The organism is Thermogemmatispora onikobensis, from assembly GCF_001748285.1.
GTDB lineage: Bacteria > Chloroflexota > Ktedonobacteria > Ktedonobacterales > Ktedonobacteraceae > Thermogemmatispora > Thermogemmatispora onikobensis.
Map to the genome: position 1 here is coordinate 59,305 of NZ_BDGT01000030.1, position 17,407 is coordinate 76,711.

Consider the following 17,407-nt stretch of genomic DNA (forward strand, 5'->3'; position numbering starts at 1 on the left):
TTCGCTCCTGGCCAGACAGTCATGCTTTCTCGCTGCAGAAGGCTCTCCAAAGGGGGCGCTGCTGTGGGAATGGAATCGCTCAGCCAGTTGTAATCACCTATGGAAGCTAGCCAGGACGTGGTTGTGATACGCTACGCTCACTGCCAGCTTTTATTGGCTCCTTAGTGAGAGGAGCCAGATGGTTTCGCCTGAAAGCAGGCGAAGGAGAGGGCCATGACGATTGTGACAACGCCTGGGTTGGAACGCTTTCGTGGTCTGGTGAGCGACGCTTTGCTCTCCGAGATTTACGATCTGGCGCGTCCTCTCCAGGGCGTGCATGTTCTGCACATTAATACGACGGCGCAGGGCGGTGGTGTGGCTGCTTTACTGCGTGTGCTCCTGCCATTGGTCAGGGAGCTGGGCATCCCTCATACCTGGCGAGTGGTTCAGCTTGACGAGTTCGCCGCCACTTTTATGGCGCGGCTGACCGACATGCTGCAGGGCGGCGAGCCGGGCCTGATTACTCCCCAGGACCAGCGCCAGTTTTTGGATTCGCTGCGGTCCGCCATGCAGCCGCTCGTCGCTGAGCGCGCCGATCTCTACTATATCCACGATATTCAGCTTGTCCCTCTGGGGCAACTGTTCCCATACATGCGCCCGGCTCTCTGGTTCAACCACATCGATACTGCCCGGCCTGATCCAGCGGCGCTCACCTACATCAGTCAATTTCTAGATGCCTATGCCTTATGCACCTTCAACACGCCTTTCTCGGTCTTCCCGCAGTTGCCTGCCGGGCGCGCCGCAGTGATTACCCTGGGGATCGATCCCTTTAGCGAGCGCCATGCGCCCTTGAGCGAGGCTGAGGGGGCTGCTCTCCTGGCTGGCTGTGGGATTGATCCAGGTCGTCCCCTGATTACCCAGGTCTCGCGCTTCGGGCGCTGGAAGAACCCGTGGCAGGTGATCGAGATCTATCGCCTGGTGAAGCAACGTCATCCGGAGGTCCAGGTAGCGCTTGTTGGAGCATTGGAGGCCAGCGATGACATCCGTGCCCAGGCTATTCTCGCCGATCTGCAACAGCGGGCGGGCGATGATCCCGATATTCATCTGCTCTGGGACCCGGCCCAGCTGACCGCGCCGGTGGTCAATGCCTTCCAGCGCTTTTCGCAGGTGATCTTGCAGCGCTCTAGTCGGGAAGGGTTCGGTCTGACGGTAACAGAGGCGATGTGGAAGTATCAGCCAGTAGTGGGGACCTCGGCGACTGGGGTGCGCTACCAGATCACTCATGGGTACGACGGCTTCCTTGCCGATGATGCGGAGAGCGCGGCGGCCTATACACTGCGCTTGCTAGAGGAGCGTGAGCTGTGGCGCCAGATGGGTGAGGCTGCCCATCGCAGCGTTCAGGAGCGTTTTCTGTTGCCCATGATGCTGCGCGACTACCTGGCAGCCCTGCTGCGCGTCCAGCAGCTGGTTGGTAGTGCCTGAGTCCAGCACACCGTTCTGGCGCCTCCTTTTCTGATTGGCAGCCTTGGGGGCCGGGCTGCCAATCAGGGACGAAAGGAGCAAGTCGGGCCCGGGTCGCCTGGTTGGCCAGACCGGGCCTGCGGCCTCATCATCCTTCTCTTCCTCGCTCTCCTTCCCCACCCCGATGGTGCACTACTCATCGCTGACCAGCTTGCCTGCCTCAGCCTTTTCTTCAGGCGCGGGAGAGAGTCCTTCGGCGTAGACGCCGCGGTAGGAGGCCGGCAAGAGGGCGGCGATGCTGCGCATGACGCGCTCGGTGGCCTCTTCGATCTCCTCGCGCGTGATCTTGGAGCCTTGGGGCTTAAAGAGCAATGGCTCGCCGTAGACAATATGGATTTCGGGACGGAACTTCTTAAAGAGGTCCTCGCTGCCCCAGATAGCCACAGGCAGAACTGGCACGCCAGCGCGCAGGGCAATCATTCCCAGGCCGGCGTGAGCGCGGGCCAGCGTGCGTGTGCGGCTGCGCGTGCCCTCGGGGAAGATGACCAGCACCCGACCGGCTTTCAGCACGGCCTCCGCCGCGCGCAGAGCCTGGCGATCCCCCTCGCCGCGGCGGACGGGGAAGGCTCCAAGAAAACGCGCCAGCCAGCGCAAACGTCCCTGAAAGACCTCTTCCTTGGCCATGTAGACGACCTTCTGGGGCACATAGATCGGAATGAGAGGAATATCGGTCCAGGCGAGGTGATTAGAGGCGATAATGTAGGGGCCCTGACGCGGAATATGGTGGCGACCGCGCGGGCGCATGCGCGCGATCACGGCCAGCAGGAGCACAGCCAGGATGCGCAGAATCTCATAGATCAGCGTCGGTGTCTCGTAGGGTTGATAGAGGTCCCTGTCGCTCCGGCTGGAAGCCGTGCGCTTCAGTGGCTGCCGGCTCTCCGGCTGCTCCTGGTCGGAGGAGAGGCTGACTTCCTGTTTCATCGCTTTCCCCGAAAGTGGTGACAGATGCGTTCCAAAACTTGCGCGATGCTGAGATGGTCGGTGTTGATGACTATGGCATCGGGCGCCGGCTGCATGTTCTCGCGGTCAATCTCGTCACGGCGCCGAATGTCAGCGAGCACTTCCTCAAAGGAGGGAAGGGCCGGGTGATCATGGCCGAGGTGCTCCAGCAGTTCGGCATAGCGTCGACGTCCGCGCTCCTCGAGGCTGGCCGTCAGATAGATTTTCAGCTCGGCGTCGGGCAGGACCACGGCGCCGATGTCGCGTCCAACCATGACGACGCGGCCAGGGCGAGCCAGCGCGCGCTGGGCCTCAATCAGGACGCTGCGAACTTCGGGATGGGCAGAGACCAGCGAGACGGTACGGGTTACATCAGGGCTGCGAATGGCCCAGGTGACGTCTTCGCCGTTGACGGTTACTGTGTACTGACGCCCGTCCTCAATATGAGGATGGCTGATGACGATCCTGGCCTCGCGCGCCAGGCGCCCAAGAGCCTCCCCATCGTGCGGGTCGAGATCCCGCTCTAGGGCCAGCCAGGTCAAAGCCCGATACATGGCCCCGGTGTCAATATAGAGATAGCCCAGACAGCGCGCTAAGCGCTCCCCCACGGTGCTCTTACCGGCGCCGGCTGGTCCATCGATGGCAATGCGTTCCGCCTGCTCCATGTGGGTTCCGAGCCTTTCTGGTCGGCTTGCAAATGTCGCTAAGATTATACCATAGCTCCTCAGCAAAGCAGGCCCCCCTTGACTTTCCTGTCCCTCTGACTCACCTCCACCGCCGCCTCCCCCCTATAGCTTTAGTCTTCCCTTTGAGCTTCGTCCATTGAATGAAAAGGGAGCGTTCTTTCGTCAGAAATGGTATCCTTCTTATGGCACGTGCTATCCTCCTGATGAAGGAGGCCATCAGAAGAAGAAGAAGAAGGACGGCATAGGCGCCGGCTTTCCCCCATTCCAGTGAAGGAGGTTGCAACGATGAGCAAGCGATCCGAACACGTTGAGGTACAGCGCCCTGCGCGCCGCGAGAGCGTCTATGCACGCTATCTGCGGCTCTCTGAACTGTTATCCTTACAGAAGCCAGAGGAGGAGCTGGCCCATCACGATGAGCTGCAATTTCAGATCGTTCATCAGGTGTTCGAGCTATGGTGGAAGGAAACAGCCTTCGAGCTGCGCAGCATCAGCCGCCTGCTCAAGGAGGCGAACCTCCATGAGGCGCTGCGTTTGCTGCAGCGTGTGATCCGCATCCAGTATCTGCTGCTGGAGAATATGCGCATGCTCGAAACAATGTCCCCCTGGGACTTTCACGCTTTTCGCAAGCTGCTGGCCGGGGGGGCAGGCAGCGATTCGCCAGGCTATCGCGAGCTGCAGCGCCTCTCGCCGCCGCTCTGGGACGACTTCCGCTCCTTGCTGGCCGCGGCAGGCGCTTCGCTCAGCGACGTCTACCTCCAGGCCGGACGCTATCCCTTACTGCATGCCTTCGCCGAGGCCCTCATCGATTACGATGAGGTGATGCAGACCTTCCGCTTCCGGCACTATAAGCTCGCCGAGCGTATGATTGGCGCGACGACAATGGGCACTGGCGGCACACCTATGCCCCTTCTCGAACGTACTACTCATGATATGTTCTATCCCGAGCTCTGGGAGGTGCGCAATCGCCTGAGTGCGCTTGCTCAGGAACAGGGCCAGATCTAGCCAGACAGCAGAATGCGCTTCTTTCTGGCAGGTCTGGCACAAGTACCAGATTTTGGCTCTTCACATTTTTCGTCATTTGTCATATGCTTTGAACGAGTCTAGCAATCAATCGTTCAACAGTAGAAGCTCCTGGAAAAGGCATATTGACAGTGAGTTCAGAACACGAGAAAGTCACACATGCGTCAGAAGAGACGCCGACTCAGCCGAAGCAGCCGCCCTTGCCGGTGGAGCAGAGAGCGGATCAGCCGCTTCCTGAGCAGCCAGTGAGTGGGGAGAAGGCCCCAGCAACGGGGACCGCGCCGGCAGCCGGGGCTGGACAGCTGGCAGCTCCAGGGGAGCAGGGGGCTGTCTCTGTGAATCAGGCGGTCAACCAAATGGCACCTGGCCCGGCGCAATTTACCTATTGGGAGCATGCTGGTTCCAGTCCGGTGATCCCTGGCGGCAGTGGACCAGGATGGGGCTGGGGTGTCTGGCCCTCACCGTCGACGTCACCTGCGCCCCCTATGTCAGCGCCGATGGCTCCGGCAGCTTCGGGGTACGCATCCCAGCCAGCCTACGGCGGAGCACCCTCTTATCCTTTCTATCCCGGCTATTCGCCTTATCCGCCCTATGCCGGTGGCCCGCCCCACTGGCCAGGCTATTGGTATCCCGGCTATCCGTCCTATCCAGGCTACCCGGGCTGGCCAGTCTGGTCGGCTCCTTCCGCTTACTGGCAGCCAATCCCTGCCGCTGCTCCCCAGTCCCCACGAGACAATTACCAGGTGGCGCTGGGGATCATTGGCCTCATCTGTTCGGGGCTGACCCTGTTGGTCGGTCTAGGGTCATTGCTCTTGGCCAGCCTTGCGACCTTGCTCACCAGCACTACGCGATCGACAGGAGAACTCTATCCCCTGACCGTGCAATCGCTGGTCTATACCTGTGCCGGCCTGGTCGGGGGCAGCTTCTGTCTCTACCATAGCATCCGCTCGTTGTTAGGCAGGCCGAGCCATATCCTGAAGATGCCGCCGTTCTGGATCTTTCTGATTGGCTATGTCCTTACTCTCGCCATCGGGCTGATCCTGCAGGCCACCCATCAGGCCGTTGCCTTTCTACCAGGGACCACAGTCCTGATCTTCCTCACAGCCATCTTTCCCGCTCTGTCGCTCTTCACACTGGGTTTGCATCTGTTGCGCCATGCTCGCTGGTCGACCACGTGGCGACGTTTCACGCTTGCCCTGACCAGTGGGGCGACCCTGGGCATTCTGCTGGCCTCGCTGCTGGAACTCTCCGCGACGCTGCTCCTTGCGGCCACAGGTCCCACCTTTAACGCGGCCTGTTTGAATGATCCATCGAACCCCATTTGCCAGACAGGAACCAAGACGCTGGTCATCGTGCTGGCTGTGGTAGTGGCTCCATTGGTAGAAGAGACGGTCAAACCGCTGGGAGTAGCATTGATCAGTGGGCGCTTCACCAGCGGGATCGAGGCTTTCATCCTGGGGATGAGCGCCGGGCTTGGCTTCGACCTGGTCGAGACTGTTAGCTACATCAGCATGGGGTACAGCGACTGGGTCCATGTGGCGCTGGTACGTTCAGGGGCGGGATTACTGCACGGTCTGGGGGCAGGCATGGTAGCCCTGGGCTGGTACTACCTGATTCGCACCAAACAGCGGCGTTTCCGTCTCGGCTTCGCTTGCTGGTTGTACGCGGTGCTACAGCATGCTCTCTGGAACGCCTGCGGTTCGCTCACGCTGCTTCCCGCGCCAGTAGGGCCAGCCATTGAGAGCTGGCAGCTGAATCTGGGGTTCATCAGCTTCGGCCTCGATGAGCTGTTAATCCTCTTGTTAACAATCGTCTTCCTGGTGCTCTTCATCCTGATCGTACGCTGGCTACGTGTACATCATCAGGAGGAGGCGACGCCAGCGCCGGCTGAAGCGGCAGTTCCTTCCAGTGGGCGACCGGCAGCTGTCGGGGTATAATACCGGCAGAGGCAGGCATTGCCGCCATCCCATCCTCACCGTGGGGCGCGCGATGCCGGGTGATGCCTGCCACGTTCTGTTTGCTTTTTATCTTGGATGCCCGTCTCTCTGTTAGAGGCAGGGAGCGGCGGCCAGGGGAGTGGGAGATGAGGGAGCAACTCGGTCTTCCTATGCCAGAGTCAGAGAATAACGCTCAGAGGAGCCAGCAAAGCAGCAGCAGCAGCAGCAGCAACCGACGGCGCTTCGGCAACTATGAGCTGGTGCGTCGCATAGATGTGGGTGGCATGGGCGAGGTCTACCTGGCCCGCCAGCACACGGCCTTTGGCCGCGAGGTAGCCATCAAGATCATGCGTTCCGATCTGGTGCATGATCCGATTGCACGTCAGCGCTTTCTGCGCGAGGCCGAGGTGAATGCCCACCTGAAGCATGAGCATATTCTCCCGTTGATCGAGTTTGGCGAGGAACAGGGGCGACTGTTCTTTGTCACCCCTTATATCGAAGGGGGCACGCTGGCCCAGCGCCTCCAGCGTGGCCCTCTTCCGCTATCCGAGGTCTACACGCTCTTCACTGCTCTGGTGCAAGCCGTGGCCTATATCCACCGCCGGGGCGTTATTCACCGTGATCTGAAGCCGAGCAATGTGCTGTTGGATCGCAACAACGATGGCAAGGTCTATGTGCGCCTCATCGATTTCGGCATTGCCACGATCCAGGGGCAGCATGCCGATGCGCCTTTGACCCTGCCCGGCAACGAGGTAGGGACGCTGGCCTATATGGCTCCCGAGCGCCTGCAGGGTGTTGCAGCCGTCAGCAACGACATCTATTCTCTCGGTATCATTCTCTACCAGATGCTCACTGGTCAGCCGCCCTCGCAGGAGCAGCCACGTGCCAACCTCCCTGAGCCGCTGGCCTACGTTGTAGAGCGTGCGACCGCCGAGCGTCCCGAAGAGCGCTTCAGCAGCGCCGAGGAGCTGCTGGCGGCCTTCGAGCAGGCCTATCGGGCGAGCGCCGCAGCGAAGCTGGAGAGCGAGCGTCGCCAGTCAGCTCAGCGGGCGGCTGCCCAAACTGTCCCACGTCCACAAGCTGCAGCCGCTCCGCGTGCTGCTTCTCGGCCACCGGCCCCGCCGGGCCAGACTCCTCCCGAGGTGATGACCTTGCAGCGTTCCGAAGATGCCTCCGACCAGTCTCCCTATACCCCCCCTGCCCGCCCATCGTTCCGTTCCGGAGGGCGACCGCCCTTTTCTCTCTCAGGACAGGGGGGCTTTGCACAGGAGGACTACGACGCGCCGACGATGGATCTGGGGCGCGAAGTCCTCAGCGGTGCCAGCGGCCCAGGCGGGAGGTTTGGCAGCCGTCCCCCTCGCCGGCGTAAGAATCCTTGGCTCGCCCTGATCTTCGTGACCATCGCCCTGGTGCTCTTGCTCATCGGCGGCCTGCTCTTTCTGGAGGCGCCCGGCCTGTCGACTGCCGCCATCAACATTACCCCTCGCACCAGCGCCCTCTCGCAGGTCTTCACGATCACCGCCAGCCTCAAGGCCAAGCAGGTGGACACGGCGGGCAAAATTGTTCCAGCCAGAGTGCTCAGCGAAAGCAAGACGCTTTCTCAGCAAGGAGCTACCACAGGCCGCAAGTGCACCTTACTGGTCCTCGACTGCAAACAATCGGTCGATATTGTCGATCAGATCAGGCTGGCCAACCAGGCCAAGCAAATTCTGGTCAACCAGATCACGCAAGATCTGCAGCGTCAGCTCCAGCAGCAAAACGCTCAGCAGGTGGGAGACATTGTCTTCTCCGACGTGGACGAGAAGACCAATCCCCCCATTGGGGTCGAGAGCAGTACTGTGACCGTCACTCTGACCGAACAGGGCAGCGTCGAGTACTTTCTCCTGGGAGATGTGCGCTCGTTGGTGTTGCAACTGTTGGGGCAACAGGCTCAGCAGCAACTGGGAGCCCACGCCCAGCTGAAGACGACCCAGATCGGCAAAGTGAGCGTGCAAAGCGTCGATAATCAGGGGACGGCCATCCTCAAGGTGCCTGCCGCGGCCTTAGCGCAGTACCTTTTCTCTCAAGATGAGCTGGAGGGCATGAAAAGCCATATCAAAGGCTTGAAGGTGAATCAGGCCCGCACCTATCTACAGAAGCTGCCAGGTGTTGATCCAGCGTCGGTCAGCATCCATCTCGCCGGCAGCAACAACGATCTGCTGCCCGATGATCCGCAGCGCATCCAGATCATTCCTGTCAATCCCACGAACCTGCCGAGCCTCCAGCTGCCCTCGACCAGTGGCTCCGGCTCGGCGAAGGCGACAGCCACAGCTTCGCCCACTGTCAAAGCCTCCTCTACTCCATAGGCTCATCAGCGGGACCAGCGGGGTCGACGTCCGCGGCGCTGGCACGGCTCTCATGCCAGAGCTGGCGGACGACCCGCTTGGCCGTCTCGTAGCTGAAACCACGGCGCAGCAGAAAAGCCCCCAACTGATTGCGGAAGACTTCATAATTCTTAGAGGCCCCGCTGCGCAAGAGCATCTGCACCTTCTTACGGCCAGCCCGCAAGGCCCGCTCCTCATCGTCTCCCTGGCTCACCACCTCGGCAGCGACGTCAGGCGCTACCCCCCGCGCGCGCAGCTCGCTCTGTAAGGCTCTGGCTCCCTCGGGATGAAAACGCTCGCGCGACTCCACCCAGAAGGTAGCAAAGGCCCGATCATCAACCAGACCTAACTCGGTGAGCCGCTCCAGCACCGCCTCGATCAGATCGGGATCGACCCCCCTCCGCCGCAGGTAATGATGCACTTCCTGGCGACTGCGTGGACGAAAAGAGAGGTAGTTTAAGGCGCGATCGAGGGCCTGCTGGAGAGCAGCCTCTCGTCGGAGCCGGGCCAGCAGCTCCGGGCTTAGCTCCTGACCAACGACCAGGCCCAGGCGCTCCACTACCAGCGCATTGACCGTGAGCAGGCGCTGACCGTCGACAAAGAGGTTCACCTGCTCGCTTTTGTTCGCCTGTGGCTCTATTGCGGTAATCTGCATGGATCTACTATAGCACGTCGCAGCCACGGGCGCAATGCAGCCAGCGGTACGGCAGGCGACGCCCACCTCCGACTCGCCTGCGCTCCATAGCATACAGCGATGATCGGTCAGCCTAAGCACGCCGAAACCACTACGCGACCTGGGTCAGCCAGCCAGTCAGGAAGCGAACAGCGACACGAGCAGAGCGGCAGGAAGCATACACAATGTGCACGGGAAACAGTGGTGGGAACAGCCGGAATGTTGGAGAGGATTGGTATCGCCAGGGGAAATCTTACGAACGTTCGATAGGCTCTACGTAAGCAGTAATTCATGTAACCAGGCGGTTACATGATATGAATTACTGCGCTGCGCTTAGCGAGCGGCCTCGGCGTAGGTCTCTTCAGCCAAAGCCTCGGGCAGCAGTTCGATCAGAGGAACTTCGCGCAGCTCGGTGATCTGGTTCTGCTCATCGACGAGGACAACGCGCGGCTTCAATGAGCGGATTTCTTCCTCGGTAAAGAGGGCGTAGCTCATCACAATGACAATGTCGCCAACGGCATTCAGGCGAGCAGCCGCGCCGTTCAAGCAGATGACCCCCGAGCCACGCTCGCCAGGGATCGTATACGTCTCCAGGCGCGAGCCATTAGTGACATTGACGACCTGGACCTTTTCATAGGGATAGATGTTAGCAGCCTCCAAGAGATTCTGATCGATGGTGATGCTACCGACATAGTTGAGATCAGCCATCGTGACGGTAGCGCGATGAATCTTTGATTTGCACATCGTGCGCAGCATAGAGAACACCTCTTTCTCTCATTACCAGATAAGCTTGCTCTGGCGCTCACCCATCTGGCCTTAAGTAAGCAGACAGTTTATTGCTCAAAGAGCGGCGGGAAGGCCGCAGACTCCTGCCCCATGTAGCAGCTCTGGCTGTCAGCCGGCAGCCTCTCAGCTTGAGCCAATAGTTTCGCCAGCCAGCCGCGCCAACAGCCAGACAACAGCCAGACAACAGCCCTTGCCACCTCCTCTTATCGTCAGTATACATAAGGACCCATCAATCGAGTAGCTACTAGCCAGATCAGACGGTCAAGGCGCCAGAGAGGCGGAGCGCCTTCACAGTTTTTAAACGATCGAAACCCGGCCAGGGAACAGTGTTCCCACCTTTCGCTCGCCTTTTGGGGCAGAGAGAAGCAGCCGGAGCAGCTGCTTTCTCCGTCGAAAGGCCCGCCCCCTCCGCTCCCCGGCTCCGGGGTCAAGCAGGCCGGATGCAGGCAGAGCCGCCGCCGGTCGCGCCTCACTCATCTTGCGTTGTCAGCGGTTGTTGGGTTTCCGGCTCTGGCTGATAGCGCCCTTCAAGCACAGCCAGCAAGCCGCGGGCATAGGCTTCAGCGACGCTCTGAGCATCGTAGATCTGGTCACGCATCAAGAGACGATAGCGACATTTCCAGCGTCGTGCGGGCCAGGGAGCCAGGCGGATCAGCGTATAGGTAGGCACATAGGTTTCCAGCGTCTGGCGTAAAGCGACCTCATCGCAGGCACTGATCCCATGTGTCAGCAATGCCTGGCGCAACTCATCGGGGAGCACCTGCAGCCACCTTCCTTCTTGTGATTACCTTTAACCAACCATTGCCTGGCCTGGCCTGGCGCATCTTCCCAGCGAGCGATCGGCCAGTGCCAGCCTACTGAAGGGCGGTGCGCCAGGCTGCGCGCATCTCCTCCACGCTCAACCGTTCCCAGTCCACCAGCGGCAGTCGGCGCGGGATCACCGCGAAGGGGCCGCTCCACTCTTTGGCCTGCTCTTCCAGCCAGGCCAGGACCTCAAACGAGCGCTGGCGCACCTGCTCAACCAGCGGATAGCGCTGAGCGGCTCGCTCGAAGACCTCCTGGTCTTTGGTATAGACGCTGAAATCCTCACGAATCACCACATCAACGTAGAGGTCCACATAGATCAGCCGTTGGGAGGTACTCGTATAAGGATCGGTTGGCAGCACCACATCGCAGTAGCCGCTGACAAAGTGCCCATCCTGCTGGTCGTAGCCGATGTGAATGGTATACCAGGCATGGGGCCAGAAGTAGGTAAGCGAATGTCGTTCTAGAATCCAGGTGCCTGGTCGCCAATGCATTGGCGTACCGACTGGCGTCCAGATCGAGACATACTCGTCACTCAGCGGGAGCTGATAGCCCTTCCACGCGCCCCACTCGCTGCCATCCACGAGCATCTTCTGTATTTCAACTTCAAGTAACATGTCTGACGAGCATCCTACAGAAAGAATCGATCCATGCTTTGCAGCCTTCAGACTACATTATAGCGAAGAGCAGTCTGGCGCGCCAGATGGCAGAGGCATCCTCAGCTTGCTGACTGGTCTCCAGCCTGAAGATGGCTGCCGCGTTCCAGAGCAGTGATATAATGGGGCAGACAGCAGCCAGCGGGGGCGTACCCGTGCCTGTGTCTTGCACTGCACTTGTACCGCAGCCCTGGCTAGTCTATCAAGGAGAATGACCAGGATACCATCGAGGAGGATGCTGTGAGCAGCCTGGCAGAAGAAACGCGCATCGAACGCGACTCTATGGGTGAGATGCGCGTCCCAGCCAACGCCTACTACGGAGCCAGTACTCAGCGCGCCGTTCTCAACTTTCCCATCAGCGATCTCCGCTTCCCGCGTGCTTTTATCCGTGCCCTTGGTCAGATCAAGCAGGCAGCAGCGCAGACCAATGCTGAGCTGGGCCTGCTTGACGAGCGCATCGCTGCCGCCATTGTCCAGGCGGCCCAGGAGGTCATCGACGGCAAACTCGACGAACATTTTGTCGTTGATATCTTCCAGACCGGTTCGGGGACCTCGACGAACATGAACGCCAACGAGGTTATTGCCAACCGGGCCAGCGAGCTTCTGGGAGGAGCGCGCGGTTCGCGACTCGTCCATCCCAACGATCACGTCAACTTCGGGCAGTCCTCCAACGACGTCATCCCCACAGCCATTCATCTCTCCGCACTGGTCAGCATCGACAAAGAGCTGATCCCAGCCTTGGAGGAGATGCAGCGTGTACTGCAAGAAAAAGCCGAAACCTTCTGGCCCGTCATCAAGACCGGGCGCACCCACCTGCAGGATGCCACTCCCATCCGACTGGGACAGGAGTTTCTCGGCTACGCCGGCCAGATCGAGCGTGGCATCGCCCGCCTGCGTCACGCAGAAAATGAACTCTCCGAGGTTGCGCTCGGCGGTACCGCGGTTGGTACCGGCATCAACACCCATCCCGAGTTTGCCGCTCGCGTCTGCCGTCGGCTCTCCGAAATGAACGGAGTGAGCGTGCGCGAGACCAGCAACCATTTCCAGGCTCAGAGCACGCTCGATAACGCAGTGGAGGTCAGCGGCGGCCTCAACACCCTGGCCGTCAGTCTGATGAAGATTGCCAACGATATCCGCTGGATGGGATCGGGACCACGCGCAGGTTTCGGCGAAATCGAGCTGCCCGCTGTCCAGCCCGGCAGCTCCATCATGCCAGGCAAAGTCAACCCGGTCATCGCCGAGTCGCTGTGCATGGTCTGTGCCCAGGTTATGGGCAACCACACCACGATCACGGTGGCCGGCCAGTCGGGCAACTTCGAGATCAACGTAATGATGCCAGTGACGGCCTATAATCTTCTTCAGTCGATCAACCTGCTCAGCGCCGCCGTGCGGAATTTCACCGAGCAGTGCCTGCGCGGCATCAAGGCCACCGAGAAAGGGCCGGAGATGGTCGAGCGCGGACTGGCCATTTGCACAGCGCTGGCCCCCATCATTGGCTACGACGCCGCCGCCGAGATCGCCAAGGAGGCCCATCGCACGGGGCGCACAGTGCGTGAGGTAGCCCGCGAGCGCACACAGCTGAGCGAAGAAGAACTGGCCCGCATTCTGGACCCAGAGCGCATGACGCAGCCTGGCCTGGAGGGCGGGCCTGCCGCAGGCTAAGCCGGCAGCAGCTCACCCACCACCCGCTCGGAGACGAGCGAGGCAGACCCAGCAAAGAGAGCAGTAGCAGTTTAGCAGTTATCTTCCCGCAGCCCGAGCTGGTTAGCCCCGCTCGTCTCGCCATCATGCAGACCCAGTTTGCCGCCCGAGGGCCGGACTGCGTCTACCGGTAGACTCAGATCAGCATCTCATTTAGCGCAAAAAGCCCCCATGATAACACAGACGATAGAGAACTGTTCCAGCAGCAGCTATCTCCTCTGCTCCCTGAAACATCTTCAGGTTACCCTCTACATGGTTCACATAGCGCCACCCATTCTCTCCCCAACAAGCAGGGCCGCGAAACGGTAGCTCCGCTGATACTTGCTGCAGTGCGCGACGTAAAAAGGCGTAGACCCGGGCGACCTGATCTTCCTGGTCTGCAAGCTCCTCCGTCACACCGCCAGCATAGGCCATTGACCAAACCGGCTGCCCGCGCCAGGAAACTACCTCTTGACCAACAAAGAAGGCCATACCAAAGTAGATATCGCGATAGTGCCAGACACCATTGTGCCACTCCAACTGTCGGGAACCGGGCAGCAACGGTCTCACCGAGGCCGCATCTCCCAGCGCAGCATAGGTATGGCGTTTTGCCTCCAGGAGAAAAGCCAGGAAATCCTCTTGCTCAAACTGTTCCATCAACAAAGCGTATCGTCCTCCTGCTCAGGGTAGGAGCTGGCAGCCTAACAGCGCTAACTGCAACAGTCGAACTGTAACAGTAATTTGACAGTTGCAACAGAGAGCTGTTGGCTTCGAGTAGCGGACTGGGGAGCAATGTTATTAAGGCAAGAGACCCAGGGAGAGAACAAAAAGCTCCTCTCTGTCCCCCAGGCTGGCCAGTCAGTCAGGGAGCGGGGACAGAGAGGAGCCAGCTCGCCGGGGGTTGCCCCAGGGAGCTTCAAGCCTGCTTCAGCACCTCAATACTCTTGCGCACAATCTCCACAAAGTCGGGCTTCAGACTGGCCCCACCGACGAGAGCCCCATCAATATCGGCCTGGGCCACATACTCAGCGATATTGGCCGAAGTCACGCTTCCCCCATAGAGAATGCGCACAGCATTGGCGGTCTCACTGTCATACATATCGGCATACAGCTCGCGGATCAGGCGGATGGTCCGCTGAGCCTCCTCACCGGGGCAGGCTTTGCCCGTGCCAATTGCCCACACCGGCTCGTAAGCGATCACCACGTCGCAGGCCCGCTCGCTACGGAAATTCGCCAGGCTCGCCTGCACCTGAGAACGAATCACCGCCTCCGTTTTCCCAGCCTCATACTCCTCCAGGCGTTCGCCCACACACACAATCGGGCGCAAGCCATGACCGAGGGCGGCCTGGGCCTTGCGATTTACCAGCTCATCGCTCTCGCCAAAATAGGTGCGACGCTCCGAGTGGCCTACGATGACCGTTGTACACAGCTCGCGTACCATCAGCGGAGAAATCTCGCCAGTGAACGCCCCCTTCTCCTCGAAATGCATATTCTGAGCGCCCAGCTCAATGCGTTCGAAGAGCAGAGCATCGAGCACCTCGCGGACAGCCGAGAGCGAGATAGCCGGTGGGCAGAGAATGCAAAGTAAGTACGGATACTCGTTCAGCAACTTGCCCAAAGCCGGCGTGATCTCCAGCGCAAAGCTAGAAGCCAGGCGAGGGCCATAGTGCATCTTCCAATTACCAGCGATAATGGCAGTGCGCGCCGGGGTAGTTGTCATCAGCGATCACCTCACCCTCAGCGATCCTGCAGAGCTGCGACCCCAGGCAGGACGCGCCCTTCGAGGAACTCTAACGAAGCGCCGCCTCCGGTTGACACATGCGTCATCTTATCAGCAGCGCCAGCCTGCTCCACTGCGGCAGCGGAATCGCCGCCGCCGATGATAGTGGTGGCCCCCCGGGCGGTACAGGCTGCCAGAATCTCAATCGCCGCGTTTGTGCCGCGAGCGAAAGCAGGCATCTCAGCCACCCCGAGCGTGCCATTCCAGACAATCGTCTGGGCCTTCTCCAGCACCTGGCGGAAAGCCGCCACCGTCTCTGGTCCGATATCCAGAATACGCCAGCCTTCTTCCACCTGATCGCGCGGCACCACGCGCCATTGAGCATCGGGGGCAAAGCGATCGGCAATCACCACATCCACCGGCAGCACCAGCTCTAGTCTGCGTTCACGCGCGCGCGCCAGCAGACCGCGAGCCACATCGAGCTTGCCCTCCTCCACCAGCGAAGCGCCAACCTCAAAGCCCTCAGCCTTCAGAAAGGTATTGGCCATCCCGCCGCCGATCAACAAGGCATCGGCCAGCGTCAGCAAGCGCTCCAGGACAGCGATCTTATCGGAGACCTTGGCCCCGCCGATCATGGCCACAAAAGGACGACGGGGGTTCTCCAGGGCAGCGCCGAGGAAATTCAGCTCCTTCTCCATCAAGAAGCCAGCAACGCCGGGCAGATAGTGGGTAACGCCTTCTGTAGAGGCATGAGCGCGGTGGGCCGTGCCAAAGGCATCGTTCACATAGAGATCGCCGAGCGTCGCCAGACGGCGAGCGAATTCAGCATCATTCTGCTCTTCCTCGGGGTGGAAGCGCAGATTCTCCAGCAGGAGAACCTGACCCGGCAGTAAAGCCCGAGCCAACTCCTCCACCTGGGGACCGATACAATCGGGAGCCAGCTGGACAGGGCGCTGCAATAGCTCGCTCAGACGCACAGCCACAGGAGCCATGCGCAGTTTCTCCACCACTTTGCCTTTAGGCCGGCCCAGATGGGACATCAGAATGACCGCCGCCCCGTGGTCGAGCAAATACTGAATCGTTGGCAACGCGGCCCGGATGCGCGTATCATCAGTAATGTGCCCCTCTTCATCGAGAGGCACATTGAAATCCACGCGCACCAGCACCCGTTTCCCCTCCACCTCGATATCACGAACCGTCTTCTTATTCATGCCAGTGCACCCTCCATCCAGAGGGCGAGGCTTGCCCCGCCCTTGCAATGAGCGATCACGCCGCGGCGCGACCTACCAGCCCTTCTCGGCGACGAAGTGGGTGAGATCGGCCACACGTGTCGAGTAGCCCCACTCATTATCGTACCAGGCGATCACCTTGACCATGTAACCGCCACCAGTGACCATCGTCGAGAGGCCATCGATAATGGCAGAATGAGAGTCGCCGCGGAAATCGGAGGAGACCAGCGGCTCTTCGGTATAATCCAAGATCCCCTTGAGGGGGCCGGCAGCAGCCTCCTTATAAGCCTCATTCACCTCCTCGCGCGTAGCCGGCTTGCGCAGAGTTGCTACGAAGTCGACGACCGAGACCGTCGGAGTAGGTACCCGGAGGGACATGCCATCGAAGCGGCCCTTCAGCTCGGGGATTACCAGCGCCACAGCGCGGGCGGCGCCAGTAGTGGTTGGAATAATATTGAGGGCCGCGGCGCGAGCACGGCGCAAATCCTTGTGCACCAGGTCCTGAATGCGCTGATCATTCGTATAGGAGTGGATTGTATTCATCAGGCCATGCTCGATGCCGAAGCGGTCGTTGAGGACCTTAGCGGCGGGAGCCAGGCAGTTTGTCGTACAGGAGGCGTTCGAGATAATGTGGTGCCTGGCCGGGTCATACATGTGCTCATTGACGCCGAGCACGATGGTGAGATCCTCGCCCTTAGCAGGTGCGGAGATGATCACCTTTTTCGCTCCACCCTGCAAGTGAGCCTTGGCTTTATCGGCATCGGTGAAGAGGCCGGTGGACTCAATCACGATATCGACACCCAGGTCACCCCAGGGAATTTGCGCGGGATCGCGCTGAGCGAGGACCTTGATGCTGTGGCCATTGACGATGAGGGATTCGGGGGTGGCCTCAACCTGGCCCGGGAAACGGCCATAGGTGGAGTCGTACTTGAGCAAGTGGGCATTGGTGTAGGTGTCGGTGAGATCGTTAATGGCGACGACCTCTAGCTCGTGGGGATAACGTTCGAGCATCGCCTTGAAGGACTGCCGTCCAATACGGCCAAAACCGTTGATGCCTACTCGTGTTACCATGCGGATGTTTCTCCTTCTTGCTACTTGCTGCTACTAGTCATAGATCGTATGACTGAGAAGCGCTGGAGCGGGAGGATAAAGCGCCTCCACAATCCTGAGACAAGACGCGCCCTCTGTGGTGTTCCACGTGAAACACCGGGAGACGCTGGACAGAATCTTGTCTGCCCCCTCACACCTCTTCGTCGAGGAACGACCGCCGCACCATACCTGCCGGCCACAGCGTTGCCTTGCACGCGCCAGAGGCCCTCCTGCCAGACTCACCCGCCTGGCGCAGCTCCCTTCCTTAGCGGCCCACCTTGTCGTACCCTGCTTGTACACACGCCAGTGCCAGCATCCACGCGGC

15 protein-coding genes are annotated in these 17,407 nt (G+C 60.2%); 5 read left to right on the forward strand and 10 right to left on the reverse strand.

Translation table 11 applies throughout. The features are described 5' to 3' along the window. The first annotated feature begins 213 nt into the window (after nucleotides 1-213). On the forward strand, nucleotides 214-1,461 hold the full coding sequence (locus BGC09_RS13920; protein ID WP_069804596.1) for a glycosyltransferase: 1,248 nt from the start codon (nucleotides 214-216) through the stop codon (nucleotides 1,459-1,461). Nucleotides 1,462-1,632: 171 nt separating this feature from the next. Here the strand turns inward: BGC09_RS13920 and BGC09_RS13925 are convergent, their stop codons facing one another. Both BGC09_RS13925 and cmk read right to left on the reverse strand, forming a co-directional pair. Continuing rightward, nucleotides 1,633-2,421 (reverse strand): lysophospholipid acyltransferase family protein, encoded by a 789-nt coding sequence (locus BGC09_RS13925; protein ID WP_084658818.1) that lies wholly within the window; start codon nucleotides 2,419-2,421, stop codon nucleotides 1,633-1,635. Further along, the gene (gene cmk, locus BGC09_RS13930) at nucleotides 2,418-3,104 is read right to left on the reverse strand and encodes a (d)CMP kinase (protein ID WP_069804597.1); all 687 of its coding nucleotides are present in this window, start codon (nucleotides 3,102-3,104) and stop codon (nucleotides 2,418-2,420) included. Before cmk ends, BGC09_RS13925 begins: the two co-directional genes overlap by 4 nt. A gap of 306 nt (nucleotides 3,105-3,410) precedes the next feature. Here cmk and BGC09_RS13935 point away from each other — a divergent pair, with 306 nt between their 5' ends. From BGC09_RS13935 to BGC09_RS13945, 3 genes are all read left to right on the forward strand, one after another. Continuing rightward, on the forward strand, nucleotides 3,411-4,127 hold the full coding sequence (locus tag BGC09_RS13935; RefSeq protein WP_069804598.1) for a tryptophan 2,3-dioxygenase family protein: 717 nt from the start codon (nucleotides 3,411-3,413) through the stop codon (nucleotides 4,125-4,127). 224 nt (nucleotides 4,128-4,351) lie between these two features. Further along, nucleotides 4,352-6,082: a PrsW family glutamic-type intramembrane protease gene (locus BGC09_RS13940; RefSeq protein ID WP_069804599.1), complete on the forward strand. Its 1,731-nt coding sequence runs from the start codon at nucleotides 4,352-4,354 to the stop codon at nucleotides 6,080-6,082. A gap of 170 nt (nucleotides 6,083-6,252) precedes the next feature. After that, nucleotides 6,253-8,427: a serine/threonine-protein kinase gene (locus tag BGC09_RS13945; RefSeq protein ID WP_069804600.1), complete on the forward strand. Its 2,175-nt coding sequence runs from the start codon at nucleotides 6,253-6,255 to the stop codon at nucleotides 8,425-8,427. On the opposite strand, the gene BGC09_RS13950 is transcribed toward BGC09_RS13945, so the two are convergent. The 4 genes from BGC09_RS13950 to BGC09_RS13965 form a co-directional block, all read right to left on the reverse strand. Next, the gene (locus BGC09_RS13950; RefSeq protein ID WP_069804601.1) at nucleotides 8,417-9,100 is read right to left on the reverse strand and encodes a regulatory protein RecX; all 684 of its coding nucleotides are present in this window, start codon (nucleotides 9,098-9,100) and stop codon (nucleotides 8,417-8,419) included. The two genes, BGC09_RS13945 and BGC09_RS13950, sit on opposite strands and share 11 nt — an antisense overlap. 351 nt (nucleotides 9,101-9,451) lie before the next feature. After that, nucleotides 9,452-9,874 (reverse strand): aspartate 1-decarboxylase, encoded by a 423-nt coding sequence (panD, locus tag BGC09_RS13955; protein ID WP_069804602.1) that lies wholly within the window; start codon nucleotides 9,872-9,874, stop codon nucleotides 9,452-9,454. 499 nt (nucleotides 9,875-10,373) lie between these two features. Then, on the reverse strand, nucleotides 10,374-10,664 hold the full coding sequence (locus tag BGC09_RS13960; RefSeq protein WP_069804603.1) for a hypothetical protein: 291 nt from the start codon (nucleotides 10,662-10,664) through the stop codon (nucleotides 10,374-10,376). A 94-nt stretch (nucleotides 10,665-10,758) separates the two neighbouring features. Continuing rightward, complete coding sequence (locus BGC09_RS13965; RefSeq protein ID WP_084658826.1) at nucleotides 10,759-11,325, reverse strand: ribonuclease FAU-1 family protein; 567 nt, start codon at nucleotides 11,323-11,325, stop codon at nucleotides 10,759-10,761. Nucleotides 11,326-11,613: 288 nt separating this feature from the next. On the opposite strand from BGC09_RS13965, the gene BGC09_RS13970 reads away from it, so the two are divergent. Continuing rightward, nucleotides 11,614-13,026: a class II fumarate hydratase gene (locus BGC09_RS13970; protein ID WP_069804614.1), complete on the forward strand. Its 1,413-nt coding sequence runs from the start codon at nucleotides 11,614-11,616 to the stop codon at nucleotides 13,024-13,026. A gap of 192 nt (nucleotides 13,027-13,218) precedes the next feature. On the opposite strand, the gene BGC09_RS13975 is transcribed toward BGC09_RS13970, so the two are convergent. From BGC09_RS13975 to gap, 4 genes are all read right to left on the reverse strand, one after another. Continuing rightward, nucleotides 13,219-13,701, reverse strand: coding sequence for a DUF5680 domain-containing protein (locus tag BGC09_RS13975; RefSeq protein WP_069804605.1), 483 nt, complete (start codon nucleotides 13,699-13,701; stop codon nucleotides 13,219-13,221). 259 nt (nucleotides 13,702-13,960) lie between these two features. Beyond that, entirely contained in the window at nucleotides 13,961-14,764 is an 804-nt protein-coding gene (gene tpiA, locus BGC09_RS13980; protein WP_069804606.1) for a triose-phosphate isomerase, read from the reverse strand. Between the two features lie 17 nt (nucleotides 14,765-14,781). Then, nucleotides 14,782-15,975: a phosphoglycerate kinase gene (locus BGC09_RS13985; RefSeq protein ID WP_069804607.1), complete on the reverse strand. Its 1,194-nt coding sequence runs from the start codon at nucleotides 15,973-15,975 to the stop codon at nucleotides 14,782-14,784. A gap of 72 nt (nucleotides 15,976-16,047) precedes the next feature. Next, nucleotides 16,048-17,064 carry a type I glyceraldehyde-3-phosphate dehydrogenase gene (gap, locus tag BGC09_RS13990; protein WP_069804608.1) on the reverse strand — a complete coding sequence of 339 codons (1,017 nt, stop codon included), beginning with the start codon at nucleotides 17,062-17,064 and terminating at the stop codon, nucleotides 16,048-16,050. Nucleotides 17,065-17,407 lie beyond the last annotated feature (343 nt).